Origin of the sequence: Megasphaera sp. SC8-1 (assembly GCF_024436295.1) — a bacterium.
Classification (GTDB): domain Bacteria; phylum Bacillota; class Negativicutes; order Veillonellales; family Megasphaeraceae; genus Megasphaera; species Megasphaera elsdenii.
The window spans coordinates 107,798-130,950 of sequence record NZ_JANFQH010000023.1; the positions used below are offsets into that span (position 1 = coordinate 107,798).

Sequence of the window (23,153 nt, forward strand, 5' to 3'; positions counted from 1 at the left end):
TAGCCATTTTCAAACCATGTGGTATAATACATATATGCTATTTTAAGGAGGAAATTATCATGAGTCTTCATATTGCTGCTCGTGACGGTGAAATCGCCGACCGCATCTTGCTTCCTGGCGATCCCTTGCGGGCTAAATATATTGCTGAAACTTTTTTGGACGACGCCGTCTGCTATACGGATATCCGCAACATCCTCGGCTATACGGGGACTTATAAGGGTGTCCGCCTGTCGGTCCAGGGGACGGGCATGGGAATCCCGTCGATTTCCATTTATGCGACGGAACTCATGCGCGATTACGGCGTGAAGAAACTCATCCGCGTCGGCACCTGCGGGGCTATGCGGAAAGATATCAGGCTCCGCGACGTCATCATCGCCCAAGGGGCCACGACGGACTCGTCGATTATCCGCAACATTTTCGGCGGTTCCATCAACTATGCGCCGCTGGCTGATTTCACCCTCCTGCGCCAGGCGTATGAACAGTCGGTCAAGCAGGGTATCCCGGCCCGGGTCGGCAACATCGTCTCGGTGGACCGCTTCTACGATGACGAAATCGACAACGATAAACTGACCCAGTACGGCATCATGGCCGTCGAAATGGAAACGGCCGGTCTGTACACGCTGGCTGCCAAATACGGCGCCCAGGCCCTGGGATTATTTACGGTCAGCGACCACTTGCTGACGGGAGAAGCCTGCACGCCGGAAGAACGGCAGACGTCTTTCGATGATATGATTCACATTGCCCTGGAAACGGCTATCCAGGAATAGAGGTGCTTATGAAAGCTAAGGAATTGCGGGTCATTGACAGTCATTTCCATTTCTGTGACTATATCGGCTTCAATCAGATTGCTATTGCTGCCGGTTATACCAATACCGAAGAATGTCTGCACAAGGCCTTTCAAGATAACAATATCGTCCACGGCGTCGTCATGGGCAACAAGACCCTGGACCCGGCCGGCCATCACTATCCCGATTACATGAGTTACTGCATCGGCCTGGACAGCAACGTTTTTTATGACAATATGGACCTCATGGTGGAACAGGTCGAAGAGAACCTCAAGCGCAAGCAGTGCTGCGGCATCAAGCTCTATCCGGGCTATAACCACGTCTACGTCTATGATGAACTCTACGACCCGATCTACGAATTGGCCCGGAAGTACAATAAGCCCGTCGCCATCCACACGGGCCTGACGGCGACGGCCAATGCCCTTTTGAAGTACAGCCATCCCATGACCCTCGATGAAGCGGCCGTCAAATACCCTGACGTCCAGTTCGTCATGTGCCATATCGGCAATCCTTTCCTGCAGGATGCCATTGCCGTCCTGGAAAAGAACCACAACGTCGCCGTCGATTTGTCAGGCCTTTTGGAAGGCAAGATTCCCGACATGGTCACCTTCCTGCGGGACAAACAGGGGTATATCTCCATGCTCCGGGACTGGCTGAACTATCTCGGGTCTTACGACCGGGTCATGTTCGGGACCGACTGGCCCCTGGCCAATTTCGCCGATTATATTACCTTTGTCAAAGATTTCATCCCCGAAACGTATTGGGATGACGTCTTCTTCAACAATGCCAACCGCATCTACCAGCTTGGCTTATAGCTGGCTTTGCAGCAAGGGAGGAACGCCTTTTGTATACTGTAACCAAGCGGATGGAAGTGTCCGCTGCCCACCACCTGGTCCTCGACTATGAAAGCAAGTGCGAGCATCTCCATGGACATAACTGGATCATCTATGTGACCTGCCAGGCCGAAGCACTGGACCGCAACGGCATGGTCGTCGATTTCAAGAAAATCAAGGAAATGGTCCACGCCAAGATGGACCATCAGAACCTGAACGATGTCTTCGACTTCAATCCGACGGCAGAAAATATCGCCAAATGGATTTGCGACACCGTTCCCCATTGTGTCAAAGTAACGGTCCAGGAAAGTGAAGGGAACGTGGCCACTTATGAATTATAGCCTCTGTGTCAACGAGATTTTCGACAGCATCGACGGGGAAGGGAAGAAAGCCGGCCAGCTGGCGACGTTCATCCGCCTCTGCGGCTGCAACCTGCGCTGTTCGTACTGCGATACGGCCTATGCCTTCAATGAAGGCCGGCATATGGATATTGCCGATATCATCGCCCAGGTCTCCTATCCCAACGTCACCTTGACGGGCGGTGAACCGCTGTGCCAGGATATCCACGCTCTCCTGGAAGGACTGAAGGGGCACAGCGTCAACATCGAGACCAATGGCAGTATGGATATCGAACCGTATTTCAAATATGATCACGTCTGGTTCACTGTCGATTACAAGAGCCTGTCTTCGGACATGGCCAACCGTATGCTGCCGGAAAACTTCGAGAAGCTCCGGCCTCAGGACGTCCTCAAGTTCGTCGTCGGCGATGAAGCCGACCTGCGTCAGGCTTTGGGCGTCTATCGCTTGTACCGCCCGAAGTGTGCCGTCTATGTCGGTGCCGTCTTCGGCAAGATCGAGCCGCGGCGCATCGTCGAGTTCATGAAGGAAAACCGCCTGACGGACTGGCACATGCAGCTCCAGCTCCATAAATTCATCTGGAACCCCGATGACCGGGGCGTCTGACTGAGACGACGAAACGCCGTTATCCGCTGATCTGCGGGTAACGGCGTTTTTTGAAGATGGCCTGGTCGTCATCGAGCATGTGCTGGAAACAGAAGAGGGTCGCGTCCGTATCGGTCAGGCTGTCGTGCCAGTTGCGGCCGTGGTAGCCGTAATGGGCGGCGCAGTTCATGAGCTTTTCATAGGTAATGGTTTTCGTTTCCTGATAATGGATGAGGGAAAAGGCTTCGGCCAGGTCGAGATAGATGTCCTTGTCGGGCAGGACGACGCCAGAAGCGTGGAGCTTGGCGATGTCGTTGAAGGTGCTGTAGCCGACGATGAGGTCTGCGTCCATGAAAAGGCGGCTGACCGTATCGGCCCAGAGGATGAACGGGTCTTCCTGGGCGACCTGTTCCGGCGTGATGTGATTGACTTCCATCGCTTCATCCCAGCGTTCCGTATAGAGGGGTTTGAAATAGCGGTTCATGAGGACGTCGCCGCAGCCGTTCATGATGGACAGCTGGATGATTTCTGCGTCGGCTGTGAGGCCCGTCGTTTCCAGATCCAGCGTCAGGATGCGCGACGGGTCGAGGCGGCGGATGGCCTGTTTGATCTTCGGCGACCGGCGGATGGTCTGGCGCCGGGCTTTTTCTTTTTTCGACAGTACCTTTTTCATGGAAAAACCTCCTTTCTTCTCTGCAATGGCTTTATTATAGGAAGAAAGGAGGTTCTTGTCAATTACTATTTCTTAGTGCTGGCACTCGTCGTGGCCTGTGGCTGGCTCTGGCCCGGTCGGTCGACGGAGGTGAAGCCGTAGACGGCCGTACAGGCCAGGAGCAGCATGAGGAGGAGAGAAATGATTTTTTTAGCTGTCATAGAGGAAGTGTCCTTTCACGATGATTTATTCGTATAAGCCGCTCGGTTTTTCTGAGAGGTTGATGAAGATGTTCTTGGTCTGCATGTAATGGCGCATGGTCGTCTTATCTGTTTCGCGGCCGATGCCGGAAAGCTTGTAGCCGCCGAAAGGTGCGCCGGCCGGCAGGGCGTTGTAGGTATTGACCCACATGCGGCCCGTTTCGACGCCTTTGGCTACGCGCAGGGCCCGGTTGATGTCGCGCGTCCAGACGGCGCCGCCTAAGCCGTATTCGCTGTCATTGGCCATGGCGATGACTTCGTCTTCCGTTTCAAAGGGCAGGATGCAGACGACAGGGCCGAAGATTTCTTCCTGGGCAATGCGCATGTCGTTGGTGACGTCGGCGAAGATCGTCGGCTTGATGAAATTGCCCTTTTCCAGTCCGTCTGTCGTGACTTTTTCGCCGCCGCAGACCAGGCGTGCTCCTTCTTGTTTGCCGATTTCGATGTAGCTGAGGATCTTTTCGACCTGACGGCCGTCAATCTGGGCGCCCATCTGCGTGTCTTCCAGCCAGGGCAGGCCGACTTTGACGCGGTTGAAGCGTTCTGCCAGTTCAGCGACGAATTTGTCGTAGATCCCTTTCTGGACGAAGATGCGGGAACCGGCGCAGCAGACCTGGCCCTGGTTGAAGAGGATGCCCAGCTGGGCCCCGTCCATGGCCATGTCCCAATCGCAGTCGTCGAAGAAGATGTTTGCCGATTTGCCGCCTAATTCCAAGGTGGCCGGGATGAGTTTTTCCTGAGCTGCCTTATAGACGTCGCGGCCGATTTCCGTAGAGCCTGTGAAGGCCAGTTTCTGGATGTCCGGATGGTCGAGGATGTACTGGCCCGACCGGGAGCCTTTACCGGTGATGACGTTGACGACGCCGTCCGGCAGGACGCCTTCCAGGAGGTGCATCAGTTCCAGGACGCTGAGGGACGTCGTGCTCGACGGCTTGAGGATGATCGTACAGCCGGCAGCCAGGGCCGGTGCCAGTTTCCAGGCGGCCATGAGGAAGGGGAAGTTCCAGGGGATGATCTGGCCGACGACGCCAATCGGTTCGTGGATGACCAGGCTCAGCGTGTGGTCGTCCAGCGTGGATGCCCGGCCGTCTTCACTGCGGAGGACACCGGCGAAATAGCGGAAATGGTCGGCCGCTGCCGGGATGTCGATGGCTTTCGTTTCCCGGATGGGCTTGCCGTTATCCAGGGTTTCGATGAGGGCCAGCGTATCAGCATTCTTTTCGATGATGTCGGCGATTTTCAGGAGGATCGCCTGCCGTTTGACGGGGGATACTTTTTTCCAGGCCGGGAAAGCGGCCTGGGCTGCGCGGACGGCGGCATTGACATCGTCCTGCGTCGCTTCGGCACAGACGGAGAGGACGTCGCCGTTGGCCGGATTGATGGCTTTAAAAGTAGAACCGTCGCTGGACGGGACCCAGCGGCCGTTAATATATAAATCGTAAGAAGGGCGGATGACGTGTTTCATGAGAGCACTTCCTTTCTGAGAGTCTGCGGAGCAGATATAGTTAAAAATAATTATTTGTTAATTGTAAATTTATTATACCATAAGTGTACCAAAATGGTCAACAATGGGAAACTTTTCACGGTCTCTGTGCCGGCCAAATGATTGCAAATATTGGCAAAGCAAGCTAAAATAGATAGGGTACACATTAAGTATAGTTTTAACAGGAGAAGATTATGTATAAATACGTTTTATTCGATCTGGACGGTACGCTGACCGATTCTAAAGACGGCATCATCAATTCCGTTGCCTATGCCCTGGAAAAAATGGGCGAATCGACAGAAGGCCGGCTGGACCAGCACACCGTCGTCGGGCCGCCGCTCTTGACGACTTTTGAAGAAGTCTATGGCTTTTCGCCGGAAAAGGCGCGCCGGACTTATGCCTATTTCCAGGAACGCTACAGCACGATCGGCAAGTTCGAGAACCGGGCTTTCGACGGCATCGTTCCCATGCTGAAGACCATGAAAGAAGCGGGCATCCGCTCGTTTGTCGCTACATCCAAACCCCAGGTCCATGCCGAAGCGATTTGCCAGAAATTCGGCATCGCGCCTTACGTGGAAGCCATTGCCGGGCCTGCCGTCGGCGGTACCGATACGAAAGCCGATGTCATGCGCCGTATCCTGGATGGCCTGGGCCCGCTGCAGCCAGGCGATGCCGTCATGGTCGGCGACCGCCGCTTCGATGTCATCGGAGCCCACGAACTGGGCCTGCCCGTCATCTATGTCACCTACGGGTATGGCAATGAAGCGGAACGGAAGGCCTTCCAGCCAGAGTATACGGCCGATACCGTAGCGGCTCTGGGCCAGCTGCTTTTGCAGGCTTAGCAAGCCCATCATATACATTATATATACGATAAGGAGTATTTTTTTATGAAATTACAAGAAAAACAGACTATCCATGGCTTTGCCGTCGACCGGTCCCGTTACGTACCGGAACTGCACAGCCAGGCTTATGAGTTGCACCACATCCAGTCCGGTGCCCGCTTGTTATATATCCAGAATGATGACGACAATAAAGTCTTTTCCATTTCTTTCCGGACGACGCCGTCTGACAGCACGGGCGTACCCCATATCTGCGAACATTCTACCCTTTGCGGCTCCCGGAAGTTCCCCCTCAAGGAACCCTTCGTCGAACTGGTAAAGGGTTCGCTCAACACCTTCCTCAATGCCATGACGTTCCCGGACAAGACCATGTATCCCGTAGCCAGCCGCAACGCTGCCGATTTCAAGAACCTCATGGATGTCTATCTGGATGCCGTCTTTTTCCCGAACATGATCAAAGATAAACAGGTCCTCATGCAGGAAGGCTGGCACTATCATCTCGATTCGGCCGATAGTGAGCTGACTTATCGCGGTGTCGTTTATAACGAAATGAAAGGCGTCTTTTCTTCGCCGGATTCGCAGATGGAACGGCACGTCATGGATGCCCTCTTCCCGGATACGACGTATGGCGTCGAATCGGGCGGCAATCCCGATGATATCCCCAGCTTGACACAGGAAGCCTTTGCTGCCTTCCACGCCAAATATTATCATCCGTCGAACAGTTACCTCTTCCTCTACGGCGATATGGATATCGACCAGACCCTGGCCTTCATCGATGGGGAATACCTGAGCCAGTTCCATGTCCAGTCTGTCGATTCGGCCATCGGCCGCCAGACTTGCCCGGGCAGCCAGGTCAAGACCTATCCCTATGGCATTGCGACGGGAGAAAAGACGGATCACAAGACCCTGCACAGCCTGACCTATGTCATCGACGATGCCCTGGACCCGACCGTAGCCATGGCTTTCAAAGTCCTGACTTATGTCCTCTTGCAGTCGCCGGCAGCTCCGCTGAAAAAGGCCCTGGTCGATGCCGGACTGGGCAAGGATATTTCCGGTGATTTCCAGGATGGCATCTTGCAGCCTTTGTGGGGCATTTCTGTCAATGGGTCGGATCCGGACAAACAGGCTCAGATCCTGCCGCTCGTCCGCAAGGTCCTCAGCGATATGGTCCGCAGCGGCCTGGACAAGACCTTGCTCACAGGCGCCCTGAACCGGACGGAATTTGCCCTGCGTGAAGCCGATTTCGTCGGCCGCCCGAAGGGACTCATCTATGGCATCCGCTGCATGGATACGTGGCTCTACGATATGGATCCCCTGGCAGCCCTGTCCTATGAAGGGGCACTGGAAACGTTGCGCCGCGGCATCGACAACGGTTATTTCGAAGGGCTGATCCAGAAATATATCCTGGATAATCCTTATTATGCTCTCATGTCCTTAGTCCCTGAACCGGGCCTGACGGAACGGCACGACAAGGCTCTGGCCGATAAGCTGGCGGCCTACAAGGCTTCGCTTTCGAAAGAAGAAATCGATGCCATCGTAGCTGATTCCCAGGCCCTGCAGAAACGGCAGGCTACGCCCGATTCGCCGGAAGCCCTGGAAACGATTCCGACCCTGACCCGGGACGACCTGGAAAAGAAGGTCGATTCGATTGCCATGGAACAGCAGACGATGGATGGCGTCACGGTCTGCTATGTCCCGGATGAAACGAACGGCATTACCTATGTCAATGCCTACTTCGACCTCCACGGCCTGACGCGGGAAGAAATTTCCTATGTCTATCTGCTCAGCGACCTCATCGGCGACATGGACACGACAGACCACACGTATGGGGACATCGCCTCGCTCATCGACCTGTATACCGGCGGCATCGACTACAGTGTCTCGGCTTTCTCAAACCGGACAGACAATAAGGATTACATGCCTGTTTTCCGCTTCAAGGCCAAGGGCTTGACACAGAACCTGGACAAACTCGTCGATTTGTTGAAGGAAATATCCCTGCACACGGTTTTCACCAATAAGGACCGCCTGGCTGAGCTCGTCGAAGAAACGAAGGCCGGCTGGGATATGGATGCGTTCCGCCGGGGTCATACGATCGTCATGCACCGCGTCTTGTCTTATGTTTCGCCTGTCGAAGCTTTCTGCGACGCCGGGGAATTGTCGTATTACCAATTCATTACGGACATCGCCGGACGCATCCGCAGCGATGCCGATGAAATCGGCGCCAAACTGTCTGCCGTCATGAAAAAAATCTTTACCCGTTCGGCCCTGACTTTGGAAGTGACGGCCAGCCAGGAAGACTGGAAGACGGCCAAAGTCGTCGTACCGGCGTGGATCCAAGCCTTGCCGCAGGGCGAAAAGCCCCAGGGCTTATGCGATTTCGGCCTGTCCCGGAAGAATGAAGGCATCATGACCAGCGGGACGGTCCAGTACGTAGCCAAAGGCGGCAACTTCCGCAGCCATGGCTATGACTACGACGGCTCCCTCATGGTCCTCGACACGATTCTCCAATACGGTTATCTGTGGACGAAAATCCGCGTCCAGGGCGGGGCTTACGGCGCCTTTACCCGCTTCTATGACAATGGCGACATGGTCTTCTGCTCGTACCGTGACCCCAATCTCCGCTCCAGCGTCGAAGCCTATGACGCCTTGGCCGATTATCTGGAATCCTTTGATGTATCGGATCGGGAAATGACGAAATACGTCATCGGGACGCTGAGCCGCATTGACGTACCCCTGACGCCGTCCCTGCGCGGAGCCAAGGCCATGAGCCGGTACTTTACGGGCACGACGGAAGCCATTGCCCAGCAGCGCCGGGATCAGCTCCTGGCGACGACGGCTGCCGATATCCGGGCCCTGGCACCGCGTATCCGTGCCGTCATGGAAGACGACAACGTCTGCGTCATGGGCAGTGAAGCCAAGATCCGCGAAGCGAAGGATTTGTTTGCCAACCTCGTTTCGCTGCCTGATTAGGATGTGAGTGCTATGCGCGGACGTTTTGCGCCGAGCCCGACGGGTTATATCCACTTAGGCAATGTCTGGTCGGCCCTCCTGGCCTGGCTGCAGGTACGCCAGGCCGGCGGGACGCTGGTCCTGCGGATTGAAGATATCGACGAACAGCGGTCGAAGCCTATCTATACCCAGGCCCTGATGGAAGATTTGCACTGGTTGGGCCTTAACTGGGATGAAGGCCCGGATGTAGGCGGTCCTTATGGCCCGTACATCCAGCAGGAACGGTATGACCGCTATGATGCGGCCCTGGAGAAGCTCCATAAGGCCGGCCTCCTGTATCCCTGCTATTGCAGCCGGGCCCGCCTGCAGGCTGTCGGCGCTCCCCATGCCGGCGAGCACACCGTTTATGACGGCCATTGCTACGGTATGAGCGAAGCCCAGCGGCAGCAGATGACCAAGAAGCCGTCGTGGCGGGTCCATGTACCGGCGCGGATCATTTCCTTTACGGACGGCGTCTACGGGACCTTCCATGAAGACCTGGCGCGCTGCTGCGGCGACTTCGTCGTCCGCCGGGCCGATGACATGTATGCCTACCAGCTGGCCGTTTCCGTCGATGACGGAGCCATGGCCGTGACCCATGTCCTGCGCGGGGAAGACCTCCTGTCATCGACGGCCCAGCAGATTTGGCTCATGGAAACTTTGGGATATACACCGCCTGTATATACCCACGTCCCCATGCTCGTCGATGAATACGGCAACCGTTTATCCAAGCGCCAGCACGGCATCACCATCCGCTCACTGCGGGAACGGGGCATGACGGCTGAGGCCATCTTGTCGCACCTGGCCTATGCCGGCGGCCTGGTGCCGGAACGGCGCAGCTACAGCAGGGACGAACTTATCCGCTGCTGCGATTTCCGTAAATTGCGGAAAGAGCCCATTGTCGTAAAAATGCTGTAGGGGCGCTCTTTCAACTCGAACTACGAACCACGAGCCACGAATCACTAAGAAGTTTTGTCTGAAAGAAGAAACTTTCAGGCAAAGCTTCTTTTTTTCTCCATTGTGTTGTCACGACGTGTGTAAATGTGGTAAAATGTGGTGAAAAGTGAAAGGAGTTGCGGCCTTATGTTTATGGGTGAATATGAACATTCCATTGACGCAAAAGGTCGCGTTATTTTGCCTGTCAAATTTCGGGATGAACTAGGGCCAAAGTTCGTCGTTACCCGCGGTTTGGAAGGCTGTCTTTCTGTCTATACGATGGAGGCGTGGATGCGTTTGGCCGGCAGTTTGAAGAAACTCCGGGCGTCTAAAGAAAACGTCCGCGCCTTCAAGCGGTTTGTCTTCGGCAGTGCTGCTGAAGTAGAATTTGATAAACAAGGCCGCATCCTGATTCCGGCGACATTGAGGGCCTATGCCAAGCTGGTCAAGGATGTGACTGTCCTGGGGACAGGGGATAAGGTCGAAATCTGGAGCAAAGACGTTTACGAAGCCTATGCCGCCAAGACCATACCGGTCATGGAAGAGATCGCAGAAAGTCTCGACGATTCCCTGGACTTGGACTTTTAGGAGGAATTATGAATTTTCATCACGTCAGTGTGCTTCGCCAAGAAACCATAGATAACTTGATCACCGACCCTGACGGGATTTATGTCGATTGCACACTTGGCGGCGGCGGTCATTCCCGGGCACTGGCCGGGCGCTTGTCGGCCAAGGCGACGCTTATCGGCCTTGACCAGGATAAGGATGCCATTTCAGCCGCGACGGAACGCTTGAAGGATACTGCCTGCCGGCGCATATTGGTACAGCGGAATTTCCGTTATCTGCCAGACGTACTCGATGAATTGGGGATTGAAAAAGTAGACGGCGTCATGTTCGATTTGGGCGTATCCAGTTATCAGCTCGATACACCGGAACGGGGATTTTCCTATATGCAGGACGGGCCCCTGGATATGAGGATGGACCGGGACCAGAAGCGCAGTGCCTACGATATCGTCAATGGCTACAGCCAGGCTGATTTATACCGCATCATCAAGACCTACGGCGAAGAACGGTGGGCCAAGCGCATTGCGGCGTTTATCGTCGAAGCGCGGCGGGAAAAGCCTTTGGAACGGACGGAGGAACTGGTCCAGGTCATCAAGAAGGCCATCCCGGCCGGCGCCCGTAAGGACGGCCCCCATCCGGCCAAGCGGACTTTCCAGGCCATCCGTATTGAAGTCAACGATGAGCTGGGAATCCTTCACGATTCCCTGGAACACGCTGCCCAGCGCCTGAAGCCAGGCGGCCGGCTGTGCGTCATCACCTTCCATTCCCTGGAAGACCGCATTGCCAAACAGACATTGAGGCTCTTGGCGACAGACTGTATCTGTCCGCCGGACATGCCGGTTTGTACGTGCCATCATCATGCCATCCTGAAAGTGAAGCGCCAGCCTATCCTGCCGTCACAGGAAGAACTGGATACGAATCCGCGGGCCCGCAGTGCGAAGCTTCGCGTCGGTGTCCGCAAATAACGGGGCCGGGCTATGATCATGGAAATGGATGTGTTGCGTATGTTGGTGAGGAAAGCCGGGAACATACATGGTGACAAGAGCATACCCTTATGGCGGACGGCTGCTGTAGACGCAATCCGGCGAGGGGCGACATTCGTCCTTATACCGATTGGAATGATTGCGGCCATCGTAATTGTATCCAATCTCCTGACCTCCTGGGCATACCAGCAGAGCGGAGAGCTCATGGAGGTGAAGCGCGAGACGCAGCAGTTACAGCGCGAAAACGATGAATTGCGCGTCGAGATTTCCAAATTGGAAACACCGGAACGAATTTACACGACCGCGACGAAGCGACTCGGCATGGTAGCGCCGTCACGGATCCTTTACGGGAACCAGACGGATCAAGCCGCAAGGGGAAAACGTCGATAATTGCTTAAAACCGAGAGGTCGACGCACTTCGTGCGACGACCTCATTGTTATTTAGTTCATAGAGAATACAGAAAAAGAATCATCAAGGAGGACCTATGATTATGATCAAAACGGTAGGAGAACTTTGTAAACAGATCAAAGGCATTTATAATCTCAACGGCAGTGCCGATACAGTGATTACCGGTATTTCGTCGGATTCACGCCAGATTGAAGCCGGCTATCTCTTCGTCTGCATTTCCGGTGTCCACGTCGATGGCGCCGCTTTTGCAGCCCAGGCTGTCGAAAAAGGGGCCGTCGCCGTCTTGACGACGAAACACCTGGATTTGCCCAAGAGCACGGTCCAGATCCAGGTACCGGATATTCATCATGCCCTGGAAGACATGGTTCCTTTCTTTTATGATTATCCCGGCAAGAAGATGCGCATGATCGGTGTCACCGGCACCAACGGCAAGACAACGACGACCCACATCATCGCCCATATCCTGCGGGCTGCCGGTTATCATGTCGGCGTCATCGGCACGATCCATGCCCTCATCGACGATGAAGAGCTGCCAATCCACAACACGACGCCGGATGTCGTCGAACTCCAGCATTTCCTGGCCCTCATGCAGGAAAAAGGCATGACCCATGTCGTCATGGAAGTATCGAGCCATGCCCTGGCTCTGAACCGCGTCGCCGGCATCGAATACGATACGGCTGTCTTCACCAACCTGACCCAGGACCATCTCGACTTCCACAAGACCATGGAAAACTACGTCGCTGCCAAGGCTAAACTCTTCCAGAGCCTGACCGCTGCCGACCACGTCAAGGAAAACAAGACGGCTGTCGTCAACATCGACGACCCCTGGTCCAAGGATATCCTCAATGCCTGCCACTGCAAGGTCTTGACGTATGGCGTCGAAAAGGATGCCGACCTCAAAGGGTCCAACTTGAAAGTCGAATTGAAGAAATCCTCTTTCGACGTCGTCGGCCCCTTCGTCAATGTCCATCTCAACATGAACATTACGGGCTTGTTCAACGTCTATAATACGCTGGCTGCCATCGGCGCGGCTCATGCCGAAGGTGTCGATGAAGCGACCATCGACAAGGCCATCCAGACCTTCCATTCCGTACCGGGCCGTTTTGAACTCGTCGAAGCCGGTCAGGATTTCGCCATCGTCGTCGACTATTCCCATACGCCGGACAGCCTGCAGAAAGCCCTGGAAACGGCGCGGGCTATGAAACCGAACCGCATCCTTGCCGTCTTTGGCTGCGGCGGCGACCGCGATAAGACCAAGCGTCCCATCATGGGCCGCATCGGGGCCGAACTGGCCGATATCCCTATCGTCACGTCCGATAATCCCCGTTCGGAAAATCCGGAAACCATCGTAGAAGAAGTCGAAGCCGGCGTCAAAGAAGGTCTGAAGCCGGGCCAGCACCATGAAGTCATCGTCAACCGCCGCGACGCCATTTACCGCGCTGTCGAACTGGCCCAGACCAATGACATCATCGTCATTGCCGGTAAAGGCCATGAAACGTATCAGATCCTCAATGACGGGACCATTCATTTCGACGACCGCGAAGAAGCGCGCAACGCCGTCCATGCATTGCACAGAGGAGATAAATAATGGCTGTCTTTACGAGTGAAGAAATCATTCAAGCGACAGGCGCCCGGCTCCTGAAGCCGGCGGCTCCTGTTTCTTTCAGCGAGGTCTGCACGGATACGCGGGCCATTGCCAAAGATTCGCTGTTCGTCGCCTTCAAAGGGACGTCTTTTAACGGCCACGACTTCGTAGGCAAAGCCTTGGAAGCCGGCGCTGCCGGTGCTGTCGTATCGGAAGTACGCCCGGAATATGAAGGCCTGACGGCGCCGCTCTTCGTCGTCGCCGATACGCTCAAGGCCTATCAGGACCTGGCCCGGTTCCACCGCCGCCGCTTTTCCATCCCCGTCGTGGCTGTCACCGGCTCTGTCGGCAAGACGTCGACGCGCAATATGATTGCCACGGTCCTCGGTGAAAAATACAAGGTCCTGCAGACGGAAAAGAATTTCAACAATGAAATCGGCCTGCCTAAGACGCTCTTACAGCTGACGCCGGACCATGAAGCGTGCGTCGTAGAAATGGGCATGCGCGGTCTTGGACAGATTGCTGAACTGGCGGCTATCGGCGAACCGACCATCGGTGTTGTCACCAACGTCGGCAAGAGCCATATCGAACTGCTCGGATCGCAGGAAAACATTGCCAAGGCCAAGGGCGAACTCATCCAGGCCCTGGATGAAAAGGGAACGGCTGTCCTCAATGGTGACGATCCCTTTGTCCGCCAGATGACGGCCCTGTGCCAGGGGACCAGCGTCCTCTACGGAACGGGGATGGACGATGCCGTCCGGGCAGATGCCATCGTCTGCGATGAACAGGGCGTCCGTTTCCACTGCCACTGCTTTGGCAGCGGCTTCGAGGCAGCCATGCCCGTCATCGGCCGTCACAATGTCTATAATGCCCTGGCTGCCATCGCCGTCGGCCATTTGACCGGACTGAGTATAGAAGAGATACAGCGCGGCCTGGCCTCATACCGCGGAATGGCTATGCGTCAGGAACTGCTGCATATCGGGCCTTATACTTTCATCAACGATACATATAACGCCAATCCTGCGTCCATGGCAGAGGCCATCCGCACGCTGGACCTGCTGACCAAGGGACGCAAGATTGCCGTCCTCGGCGGCATGGGTGAATTGGGGGACTGGGCGAAACGGGAACATGAAGCCATTGGCCGCCTCGTCGCCCAGACCGGCCTCGACGCCCTCATTACGATGGGCAATCTGGCGAAAGATATCGCCGCTGCGGCCCAAGCGGAAGGGATGACGGCTGTCTATACGACGGATACGCATGAACAGGCGGCCCGTCAGCTGCAAGCCCTGCTCCAGGATGGCGACACGGTCCTCCTCAAGGGATCGCGCAGCTTTGCCATGGAAAAAATACTGCCCTATTTTGAAAGGAAGTAATGTGAATGTTTAAAATGCTGGTTTTCAGCTTTATTGTCAGCTTGGTCATCGGCCTGGCCTTAGGACCTTTTGTCATCAAGGAATTGAAGAAATTCCACGCCCGCCAGTCCGAACGAGAAGAAGGGCCGCAGAGCCATAAGTATAAAGCCGGTACGCCGACTATGGGGGGCATCCTCATCCTGACGGCGCTGACCGTATCGTGCCTCATTTTCGACCCCATGGACCTGCGCAAAGGGCTGGCTTTGTTCCTGGCCCTGGGCCATGGCGTCATCGGCTTCCTCGACGACAGCATCAAGGCCATCAAGCACCGCAACCTGGGCCTTACGGCAAAACAGAAACTGGCCGGCCAGTTCGTCATGGCAGCTGTCTTCTGCTATATCCTCGATGCCTTTCTTCATTTCCCGACGACTTTGTGGATTCCCTTTACTTCCATCACTGTCGATCTGGGGATGTTCTACTATCTCTTCGTCTTCGTCATGATCGTCGGCACGAGCAATGCCGTCAATCTGACCGATGGCCTCGACGGCCTGGCTGCCGGGTCCTGCGCCATTACGTCCGTGGCCTACGTCGTCATCGCCGTCGCTTTGGGCTATTCCCATTTTGCCATTTTTGGGACGGCACTGACCGGGGCCTGCCTGGGCTTTCTCTTCTATAACCAGCATCCGGCCAAGATGTTCATGGGCGATACGGGTTCCCTGGCACTGGGTGGGGCCTTGGCTGCCATGGCCATCCTGACCAAGACGGAACTGCTCCTCATCCTGGCTGGCGGCCTGTACGTCATTGAAGCCCTGTCGGTCATCATCCAGGTCATCTCCTTCAAGACCCGCGGGGTCCGCGTCTTCAAGATGAGCCCCATTCACCACCATTTTGAACTGTCTGGCTGGAGTGAAGTCAAGGTCGTCACCGTATTCTGGAGCTTTTCGGCTCTCATGGCAATTCTGTCCATCATCGTCGTATTGGCCTGCAAATAAGGGCTTGCGGCTTTTCTGATTGAACTACGATATTTTACATAAAGCAGGTGTTGGTAATGAGCATCATGGATTTTTCTGGAAAAAATTTCTTAGTCATCGGCGCAGGCATCAGCGGCCGCGCTGCCTCTGTGGTCCTGGCCGGCCATGGCGGGACTGTTACGCTGAATGATATGAAGGCTATCGACACGGCCGAACAGCCGTGGCCGGATATCGAGGCGGCCGGCGTCAAGCTGGTCTTCGGCAGCCAGGAAACGAATCTTCTCGACGGCATGGATGTCGTCGTCCCGTCGCCGGTCATTTCTCCGGAAATCCCAATCATGAAAGAAGCCATCCGCCGCGGCCTGCCGATTTGGAGTGAAGTCGAAGTGGCCTGCCGGGTCACCGATGCCGACGTGATCGGTATTACCGGGACGAACGGCAAGACGACGACGACGACCCTGGTCGGCGAAATCATGAAGGCCACAGGACGGCAGACTGTCGTCGGCGGCAATATCGGGTATGGCCTTTCGGCTCAGGCCGACAATCTGCCTGAGGAGGCCGTCGTCGTCGCCGAACTTTCCAGTTTCCAGCTCGAATTTACGCACAGCATCAAGGCCAAAGCGGCGACGATCCTCAACATCACACCGGACCACCTGGACCGCCATCATACGATGGAAGGCTATGCCGCTGCCAAGGAACGCATCTTCCTCAATCAGGACAAGGGCGATTATGCCGTCCTCAATTACGACGATGAACGGGTCCGGGCCATGGCGGGAGACATGACGGGGACTGTCGTCTATTTCTCGACGTGCGGCGAAGTCCCGGAAGGGGCATTCTATCAGGACGGCCAGCTCATCCTGCGCCTCCAGGGCCGGGATACCGTCGTCTGTGCTGAAACGGACCTGCACCTCTTTGGCAAGCATAATATCCAGAATTGCCTGGCTGCGATCCTCTTGACCTATGCTGCCGGGGCACCCCTCGATGTCATCCGTCAGGTCCTCAAGGATTTCAAAGGCGTCGAACACCGCCTGGAAAAAGTACGGACCCTTCACGGCGTTACCTATTACAACGACTCGAAGGGGACCAACGTCGATGCGTCCATGAAAGCTTTGGAAGCCTTCCCCCAGGGACACCTCATCCTCATCGCCGGCGGCTATGACAAGATGACGCCGCTCGATGACTTCATGGCTCTGGCGGCGAAACGCGTCGATACGCTGATCCTCATCGGCGATGCAGCGGAACGGTTCGAAGCCGCTGCCAAGAAAGCGGGCATCCAGGATATCCGCCGTACTGGCTACAGTATGGAAGGGGCGATCATGCTGGCCCGCAAGATTGCCAAAGCACCGCAGGCCGTCCTGTTGTCGCCGGCTTGCTCCAGCTTTGATATGTATGACAATTTTGAACAGCGCGGACGTGTCTTCAAGGGCATTGTCAACGCCATTTAATGATATTTGAAATCAACAGGAGGCAGGAACATGCGTCGAGTCATTATTTCCGGAGGCGGCACTGGCGGCCATATCTACCCGGCGATTACTATTGCCCGGGCGATTGCCGACATCGAGCCTACCGAATTTCTCTACGTCGGCTCCAAAATCGGCCTGGAAAATACATTGATTCCTAAAGAAGGCTTGCCTTTCGTTACCCTCGATGTGCGGGGCCTGGAACGGAAGATTTCCGTCCGCAACCTCGTCACCCTGGGCAAGACGGCAGGCAGCCTGATCAAGGCAGAAGGAATCATCCGCAAATTCAAACCGGACGTCGTCATCGGGACGGGCGGTTTCGTCTGCGGCCCGGTCCTTTTGGCAGCCAGCCTGAGCGGTGTGCCTACACTGATTCAGGAACAGAACGTCATCCCTGGCGTCACCAATACGATTTTGAGCCGCTTCGTCAATCGCGTAGCCTTGGGCTATGAAGAGGCTGCAGCCCGTTTCAAGCGTAAGAATATTCTGGTCTATACGGGCAATCCCGTCCGCAAGGATATCCTCACCGTGACGCGGGAAGAAGGGCGTAAGGCCTTGGGCCTGGACCCGGATAAGTTTACGCTCCTCGTCGCCGGCGGCAGCCGCGGCGCCCGCAGCATCAATACGGCGATGATCGAAGTTCACAAGTATTTCCGCAACGACGAACATATCCAGATCCTCCACGTCACGGGGGACCATGAATACGACCGCGTCGTCAAACAGCTGCCAGGTATCGAATGTCGCGGCCGTTATGGCAAGGGAAGCCGCATCATCCCTTATCTGCACTACATGCCGGAAGCCTTGGCCGCTTGTGACCTGGCCGTGTACCGGGCCGGGGCTGTCGGGCTGGCTGAACTGACTGTCCGCGGCGTGCCGTCGATCCTCATTCCCTATCCGTACGCAGCCGAAGACCACCAGCGCTACAATGCCCAGGCCCTGGTCATGTGCGGTGCGGCCAAGATGATCCTCGACAAGATGCTGACTGGCCGGGAATTGTTGGAAGAAATCATTCATTTAAAAGACGATCCGAAGGCGCTGGCAGCGATGGCACAGGCCAGCCGCTCCATGGGCAAGCCCCAGGCGGCACATGATATTGCTGAACTGGCCCTGTCCATTGCCCGTAAACGTCGTCGGTAACAGGTAAAGAAGGGTGTGGAATAAACCTATGGTTAATCTGAACGAGGTTACAAACGTTCATTTTATCGGCATTGCCGGCGCCGGAATGCGGGCAATTGCCAATGTTTTCATTGAAAAAGGATATCATGTATCCGGTTCGGATCTCAAAGCGTCGCCGGTGACGGAACAGTTCGCGAAAAAAGGGGCCCGTATCTGCATCGGCCAGCGTCCGGAAAATCTGAAGGATGCCCAGGTCGTCGTCATTTCGTCGGCCATCCGCGATACTAACGTAGAACTGGCCGAAGCGCGCCGCCGCGGGATTCCGGTCATCCATCGGTCCGATGCCCTGGTCCACATAATGAGCTGGGGGAAGGGGATTTCTGTAGCCGGTGCCCATGGCAAGACGACGACGTCGTCCATGCTGGGCCAGGTCTTCGAAGAATGTCATCAGGACCCGACCATAGTCATCGGCGGCGAAGTCGATTACCTGCATAGCAATTCCATCCTGGGGAAAGGCCCTTATGTTATTGCCGAAGCCGATGAAAGCGATGGGACTTTCCTCAAGCAGAACCCTTATATTGCCGTCGTCACCAATATCGACGCCGACCATATGGACCATTATGGCTCGCTGGACAACGTCATCGACGCCTTCAAGCAGTTCATCCAGAAGCTCGATCCCCAGGATGGCCTGGCTGTCCTGTGCTTTGAAAACGATAAGATCCGGGCCCTGGCTCCGAAGACGGAACGGCGTTATGTATCGTATGGCCTTGAACAGCCGGCGGACTATCAGGCCAAAGACCTTCATTACATCAAGGGCAAGCTCCATTTCTCCGTCTATAAGCATGGCGAAAAAATGGGGGACATGGTCCTCAACGTACCGGGGCGCCATAACGTCCTCAACGCACTGGCGACAACAGCCGTCGCCGATGCCTGCGGCCTTCCCTTTGAAGGCATCGCTTCGGCTATGAGTCATTTCCACGGTGCCAAACGGCGTTTCCAGACCAAGGGCTTTGTTGGCGACGTCTGGGTCGTCGATGATTACGCCCATCATCCGACGGAAATCAATGCGACCCTGACAGCAGCCCGCGATATGGGGACGCACCGCGTGGTCTGCCTCTTCCAGCCGCATCGCTATACGCGGACGAAACTGCTCCTCGACCAGTATGGCAGCGCCTTTGCCAAGGCTGATAAGCTCATCATCACCGACGTCTACAGTGCCGGTGAAGACCCCATTCCCGGCGTGTCGGGAGAACTCATTGCCCGGAAGGTCAAGGAAACGACAGGGCAGGATGTCACCTATATCCCGCATAAGGAAGATTTAGTGGCTTATTTGAGGGAAAATTCCCGTCCCCTCGACCTGGTCATCACCATGGGGGCCGGAGATATTTATAAAGTCGGCGAAGCCTATCTCGCTGAAGCTAAAGAAATGGAGAAATAAGGAAATGGAAGACATGAAAGATAAAAAAATTGCCGTCGTCGTCGGCGGTCCTTCGACAGAAGCAGAAGTATCGCGCCGCACTGGGGCTGCCATTGCTGACGCTCTGACGAAAAAGGGATACCACATCGAAATGATGGAACTCGTACCGAAAGAATTTGCCAAGACCTTGACGGAAAAGGGCATCGACATCGTCTTCAACGCCCTTCATGGCCGCTACGGCGAAGACGGTGTCATCCAGGGCTTATGCGAAATGATGGGGATCCCCTATACCGGCCCGGGCGTCATGGCCAGTGCCGTCGGTATGAACAAGGTCATGAGCAAGGCCGCTTTCCAGGGCGCCGGCATCGCCACGGCTCCTTTCGCTTATTACTTCGCGACGCAGGACCGCGATGCCATCGTCTCCGATATTGAACAGCGCTTCGACCTGCCTGTCGTCATCAAGTCGTCCGGCCAGGGTTCGAGCATCGGCACGGTCATCGTCCAGACGAAAGATGAACTCCGTCCGGCTTTGGAAGAAGCCTTCAAGTACAGTGCGTCCCTGGTAGCTGAAGCTTTCATCGACGGTGATGAATTTACCGTAGCCGTCATGGACGACGTAGCTTTCCCGGTCATCCAGATCGTGTCCAGCACGGGCAAGTACGACTTCTATTCCAAATATGCACCGGGCGTAGCAAAGCATCTCTGCCCGGCTCCGATTTCGCCGGAACTGACCAAGGAAATGCAGGACCTGGCTTTGAATGTCTTCCACCTGTGCCACTGCAGTGGCGTATCCCGCGTCGATATCATGACCGACAAGGAAGGCCACCCCTTCGTCCTGGAAATCAATACCGTACCGGGGATGACGGCGACCAGCCTGGTCCCCGATGCCGCCCGGGCCATGGGCCTGTCCTTTGAAGATTTGTGTGAAAAGATTTTGCTGGAAGCATCGGTAGGTAAGTTTTAATGAGAAAGAAATCATATCATACGGGGCAGCGACGGGTCGTGCTGCCTAACGATCCTCATGATGTGTTTATTCCTCCTCATCTTGAGAACGACCCGCTGAACGAACCGGACCGGGAAGCGCTGGCTGCCAAGAAAGAAGCCAAGCGCCGCCGCAAGGCCCGTCAGGCTGCGCGGCTGAAGAAGAAACGGGCTCATCAGAAAAAAGTCTGGGCCCGGCGCCGCCGGATCGGCTGCATCTTTACGATTCTCGGCGTCTTCGTCCTTTGGCTGTTCCTGCGGCTGGCTCCCGTTTCTTTCGGGACGATCATCGTCGATGGCAATGAAAACATGTCCTTTGAAGACGTCTACCGGGCCTGCGGGGCCTATTCCTATGTCAATGTCGTCCAGCTGTCGACAGACGAGGTGGAAGACCGGCTGAAGAAGGACCTGCGCATTGCCGATGCGACGGTTACGCGGGAGTTCCCGGCGACGATCCACGTCACCTTGACGGAACGCAAGCCGGCAGCTGTCATTACGACGCTCTACGGCTTTGCCTATGTCGACAAGACGGGGCGGGTCATCGAACTGGGGCCGCAGATCAAAGGCGTATCCCTGCCGATCATGACGGGCAAGAAAGTCGATAACCTGCTCTTAGGGGATACGGTGACCGACCCGACGCTCCATTCGGCCATGGTCTATCTCCAAAGCCTGCCGCCGGATATCCTCAAGGATATTGCAGAAATCAACGTGGGCAATCCCGAAAGTCTCGTCGCCTATACGACCGATTCCGTCCCCATCCACCTCGGCAGCGGCGATGAACCGGCAGAACGGGCGAAACTGACAGAAACGCTGCTGGCTGAAGTTCAGGAAAATCATCTGGCCGTCCAATACATCGACACGGATGTGCGCTCGCCCCTTGTCAAGACGAAATAAGACGCATAGGGCCTTGATTTTCAAAAACAGGTAGATAAATTTTCTAAGATAGTGTAAAATAATAAGGAATCCTACTGCACAGGGTGTGCGTTATAGAGTCTGAAGGAGGAAAATGCGATATGGCAGAGTTTGCAAATATAAAAGTAATAGGTGTCGGTGGCGGCGGTAACAACGCTGTCAACCGTATGATAGAAAGCGGCTTGCAGGGCGTCCAGTTCATTTCGGTCAATACGGAAGACCAGGTCCTGGAAGTATCGAAAGCCGATGTCAAGATCCAGATCGGTGAAAAATTGACGCGCGGCCTCGGTGCCGGCGCCAATCCCCAGGTCGGTGAACAGGCTGCCCTGGAAAGCAAAGAAGAAATCGTCAAGGCCCTGCAGGGTGCGGACATGGTCTTCGTCACGGCCGGCATGGGCGGCGGTACCGGTACCGGTGCAGCTCCTATCGTTGCCGAATGTGCCAAGGAAATGGGCGCCCTCACGGTAGCTGTCGTTACCAAACCGTTCTCCTTTGAAGGGAAACGCCGTAAGGAAGTCGCTGATAAAGGCGCAGACTACTTGAAAGAAAAAGTCGATACGATCATCACCATCCCGAACGATAAATTGCTCCAGATCATCGACAAGAAGACGCCCCTCAAGGATGCCTTCCTCGTCGCTGACGATGTCCTCCGCCAGGGCGTACAGGGCATTTCCGACTTGATTACGACGACGGGTCTCATCAACCTCGACTTCGCCGATGTCAAGACGATTATGTCCGACCAGGGCGAAGCTATCATGGGTATCGGCGTCGGCTCTGGCGAAAACCGTGCTGTCGAAGCTGTCGATGGGGCTATCCACAGCGCCCTCTTGGAAACGAGCATCGACGGTGCCCAGAGCATCTTGCTCAACGTTACCGGCGGCCCGGACATCAGCTTGTACGAAATCAACGAAGCAGCTGAAAAAGTGGCTGAAGCTGTCGATCCGGAAGCCAATATCATCTTTGGTTCCGTCATTGATCCGGATATGGAAGATTCCATCCGCATCACTGTCGTAGCTACTGGTTTTGGCAAAGAACCGTCTTCGATTCCCGCATTTGGCCAGGGCAGTGGTACGGCTGCGAAAACCGGCGATACGAAAGACAATGCCGGCGGCGTAGAAATTCCTACGTGGATGAGATAATCAGCATGAAAAAAGCGGATCCCGGCGGACCCGCTTTTTTTTAAAAATATCGTCGAGAACAAGGTTGGAGGAAGAAACATGAGATGCCCCTTTTGCCAATGTGCAGATACAAAAGTAACGGATTCGCGGGCTACCGATGACGGCAAGGCCATCCGCCGCCGCCGCGAATGTCAGAAGTGCGGCCGCCGTTTCACGACGTATGAAATGGTCGAAGAAGTGCCGCTCATCGTCGTCAAGAAGGATGGCCGCCATGAATTGTTCGACCGCAACAAACTGCTGAACGGCCTGCTCAGGGCCTGTAACAAGCGGGAAGTCAAGCGGCAGCAGCTGGAAGACATCGTCACCAAGGTCGAACGCAATATCCGCAATACCCTGGCCCAGGAAGTGTCCAGCGAGAAAATAGGGGAAATGGTCCTCGGTGAACTGCGCTCTGTCGACGAAGTGGCTTATATCCGCTTTGCCTCTGTCTACCGCGAATTTGCCGATTTGGAAAGTTTCATGGCCGAACTGCAGCACCTCATGGGAACGAAAGAAAAGAAATAAGAG

General features: G+C 55.5%; 23 protein-coding genes. 20 read left to right on the forward strand and 3 right to left on the reverse strand.

Going from position 1 to position 23,153, the window contains the following annotated elements; all coding sequences use genetic code 11:
• Positions 1 to 59: 59 nt before the first annotated feature.
• Genes deoD through NOS26_RS07120 form a run of 4 tightly spaced genes read left to right on the forward strand, consistent with a single transcriptional unit; the run spans position 60 to position 2,581 of the window.
• On the forward strand, positions 60 to 767 hold the full coding sequence (gene deoD / locus NOS26_RS07105; RefSeq protein WP_014016106.1) for a purine-nucleoside phosphorylase: 708 nt from the start codon (positions 60 to 62) through the stop codon (positions 765 to 767).
• Between the two features lie 8 nt (positions 768 to 775).
• Positions 776 to 1,600 carry an amidohydrolase family protein gene (locus NOS26_RS07110; protein WP_014016107.1) on the forward strand — a complete coding sequence of 275 codons (825 nt, stop codon included), beginning with the start codon at positions 776 to 778 and terminating at the stop codon, positions 1,598 to 1,600.
• A 29-nt stretch (positions 1,601 to 1,629) separates the two neighbouring features.
• Complete coding sequence (gene queD, locus NOS26_RS07115) at positions 1,630 to 1,959, forward strand: 6-carboxytetrahydropterin synthase QueD (protein WP_255917478.1); 330 nt, start codon at positions 1,630 to 1,632, stop codon at positions 1,957 to 1,959.
• Positions 1,949 to 2,581, forward strand: a complete 633-nt coding sequence (locus NOS26_RS07120) for a radical SAM protein (protein WP_054336321.1) — start codon at positions 1,949 to 1,951, stop codon at positions 2,579 to 2,581. The genes queD and NOS26_RS07120 overlap by 11 nt, the downstream gene beginning before the upstream one ends.
• A gap of 19 nt (positions 2,582 to 2,600) precedes the next feature.
• Here NOS26_RS07120 and NOS26_RS07125 read toward each other — a convergent pair whose 3' ends face one another.
• From NOS26_RS07125 to NOS26_RS07135, 3 genes are all read right to left on the reverse strand, one after another.
• Entirely contained in the window at positions 2,601 to 3,233 is a 633-nt protein-coding gene (locus NOS26_RS07125) for an exonuclease domain-containing protein (RefSeq protein ID WP_014016110.1), read from the reverse strand.
• Positions 3,234 to 3,298: 65 nt separating this feature from the next.
• The gene (locus NOS26_RS07130) at positions 3,299 to 3,433 is read right to left on the reverse strand and encodes a hypothetical protein (protein ID WP_014016111.1); all 135 of its coding nucleotides are present in this window, start codon (positions 3,431 to 3,433) and stop codon (positions 3,299 to 3,301) included.
• Positions 3,434 to 3,458: 25 nt separating this feature from the next.
• The gene (locus tag NOS26_RS07135) at positions 3,459 to 4,937 is read right to left on the reverse strand and encodes an aldehyde dehydrogenase family protein (RefSeq protein ID WP_014016112.1); all 1,479 of its coding nucleotides are present in this window, start codon (positions 4,935 to 4,937) and stop codon (positions 3,459 to 3,461) included.
• A gap of 212 nt (positions 4,938 to 5,149) precedes the next feature.
• Here NOS26_RS07135 and NOS26_RS07140 point away from each other — a divergent pair, with 212 nt between their 5' ends.
• The 16 genes from NOS26_RS07140 (at position 5,150) to nrdR (ending at position 23,150) form a co-directional block, all read left to right on the forward strand.
• Positions 5,150 to 5,797, forward strand: a complete 648-nt coding sequence (locus tag NOS26_RS07140) for an HAD hydrolase-like protein (protein WP_014016113.1) — start codon at positions 5,150 to 5,152, stop codon at positions 5,795 to 5,797.
• 45 nt (positions 5,798 to 5,842) lie between these two features.
• Positions 5,843 to 8,764 (forward strand): insulinase family protein, encoded by a 2,922-nt coding sequence (locus NOS26_RS07145; protein ID WP_255917479.1) that lies wholly within the window; start codon positions 5,843 to 5,845, stop codon positions 8,762 to 8,764.
• Positions 8,765 to 8,776: 12 nt separating this feature from the next.
• Positions 8,777 to 9,700: a tRNA glutamyl-Q(34) synthetase GluQRS gene (gene gluQRS, locus NOS26_RS07150; RefSeq protein ID WP_169013397.1), complete on the forward strand. Its 924-nt coding sequence runs from the start codon at positions 8,777 to 8,779 to the stop codon at positions 9,698 to 9,700.
• Between the two features lie 165 nt (positions 9,701 to 9,865).
• Positions 9,866 to 10,306, forward strand: a complete 441-nt coding sequence (gene mraZ, locus NOS26_RS07155) for a division/cell wall cluster transcriptional repressor MraZ (RefSeq protein ID WP_014016116.1) — start codon at positions 9,866 to 9,868, stop codon at positions 10,304 to 10,306.
• 8 nt (positions 10,307 to 10,314) lie between these two features.
• The gene (rsmH, locus tag NOS26_RS07160) at positions 10,315 to 11,247 is read left to right on the forward strand and encodes a 16S rRNA (cytosine(1402)-N(4))-methyltransferase RsmH (protein ID WP_022497356.1); all 933 of its coding nucleotides are present in this window, start codon (positions 10,315 to 10,317) and stop codon (positions 11,245 to 11,247) included.
• 39 nt (positions 11,248 to 11,286) lie between these two features.
• Positions 11,287 to 11,655, forward strand: a complete 369-nt coding sequence (ftsL, locus tag NOS26_RS07165) for a cell division protein FtsL (protein WP_014016118.1) — start codon at positions 11,287 to 11,289, stop codon at positions 11,653 to 11,655.
• A 101-nt stretch (positions 11,656 to 11,756) separates the two neighbouring features.
• Positions 11,757 to 13,262 carry a UDP-N-acetylmuramoyl-L-alanyl-D-glutamate--2,6-diaminopimelate ligase gene (locus NOS26_RS07170; protein WP_255917480.1) on the forward strand — a complete coding sequence of 502 codons (1,506 nt, stop codon included), beginning with the start codon at positions 11,757 to 11,759 and terminating at the stop codon, positions 13,260 to 13,262.
• Positions 13,262 to 14,632, forward strand: coding sequence for a UDP-N-acetylmuramoyl-tripeptide--D-alanyl-D-alanine ligase (gene murF / locus NOS26_RS07175; RefSeq protein WP_255917481.1), 1,371 nt, complete (start codon positions 13,262 to 13,264; stop codon positions 14,630 to 14,632). The genes NOS26_RS07170 and murF overlap by 1 nt, the downstream gene beginning before the upstream one ends.
• Before the next feature lie 5 nt (positions 14,633 to 14,637).
• A complete protein-coding gene (gene mraY, locus NOS26_RS07180) occupies positions 14,638 to 15,603 on the forward strand; it encodes a phospho-N-acetylmuramoyl-pentapeptide-transferase (RefSeq protein WP_014016121.1) in 966 nt (321 codons plus the stop codon).
• A gap of 56 nt (positions 15,604 to 15,659) precedes the next feature.
• Positions 15,660 to 17,027 carry a UDP-N-acetylmuramoyl-L-alanine--D-glutamate ligase gene (gene murD, locus NOS26_RS07185; RefSeq protein ID WP_014016122.1) on the forward strand — a complete coding sequence of 456 codons (1,368 nt, stop codon included), beginning with the start codon at positions 15,660 to 15,662 and terminating at the stop codon, positions 17,025 to 17,027.
• Positions 17,028 to 17,057: 30 nt separating this feature from the next.
• Positions 17,058 to 18,179, forward strand: coding sequence for an undecaprenyldiphospho-muramoylpentapeptide beta-N-acetylglucosaminyltransferase (gene murG, locus NOS26_RS07190; protein ID WP_255917482.1), 1,122 nt, complete (start codon positions 17,058 to 17,060; stop codon positions 18,177 to 18,179).
• A gap of 28 nt (positions 18,180 to 18,207) precedes the next feature.
• Positions 18,208 to 19,596, forward strand: a complete 1,389-nt coding sequence (gene murC / locus NOS26_RS07195; RefSeq protein WP_255917483.1) for a UDP-N-acetylmuramate--L-alanine ligase — start codon at positions 18,208 to 18,210, stop codon at positions 19,594 to 19,596.
• A gap of 4 nt (positions 19,597 to 19,600) precedes the next feature.
• Complete coding sequence (locus tag NOS26_RS07200; protein ID WP_014016125.1) at positions 19,601 to 20,539, forward strand: D-alanine--D-alanine ligase; 939 nt, start codon at positions 19,601 to 19,603, stop codon at positions 20,537 to 20,539.
• Positions 20,539 to 21,450 (forward strand): cell division protein FtsQ/DivIB, encoded by a 912-nt coding sequence (locus NOS26_RS07205; RefSeq protein WP_014016126.1) that lies wholly within the window; start codon positions 20,539 to 20,541, stop codon positions 21,448 to 21,450. The genes NOS26_RS07200 and NOS26_RS07205 overlap by 1 nt, the downstream gene beginning before the upstream one ends.
• A 119-nt stretch (positions 21,451 to 21,569) precedes the next feature.
• A complete protein-coding gene (ftsZ, locus tag NOS26_RS07210; RefSeq protein WP_255917485.1) occupies positions 21,570 to 22,607 on the forward strand; it encodes a cell division protein FtsZ in 1,038 nt (345 codons plus the stop codon).
• A 78-nt stretch (positions 22,608 to 22,685) separates the two neighbouring features.
• The gene (gene nrdR, locus NOS26_RS07215) at positions 22,686 to 23,150 is read left to right on the forward strand and encodes a transcriptional regulator NrdR (protein ID WP_014016128.1); all 465 of its coding nucleotides are present in this window, start codon (positions 22,686 to 22,688) and stop codon (positions 23,148 to 23,150) included.
• Positions 23,151 to 23,153 lie beyond the last annotated feature (3 nt).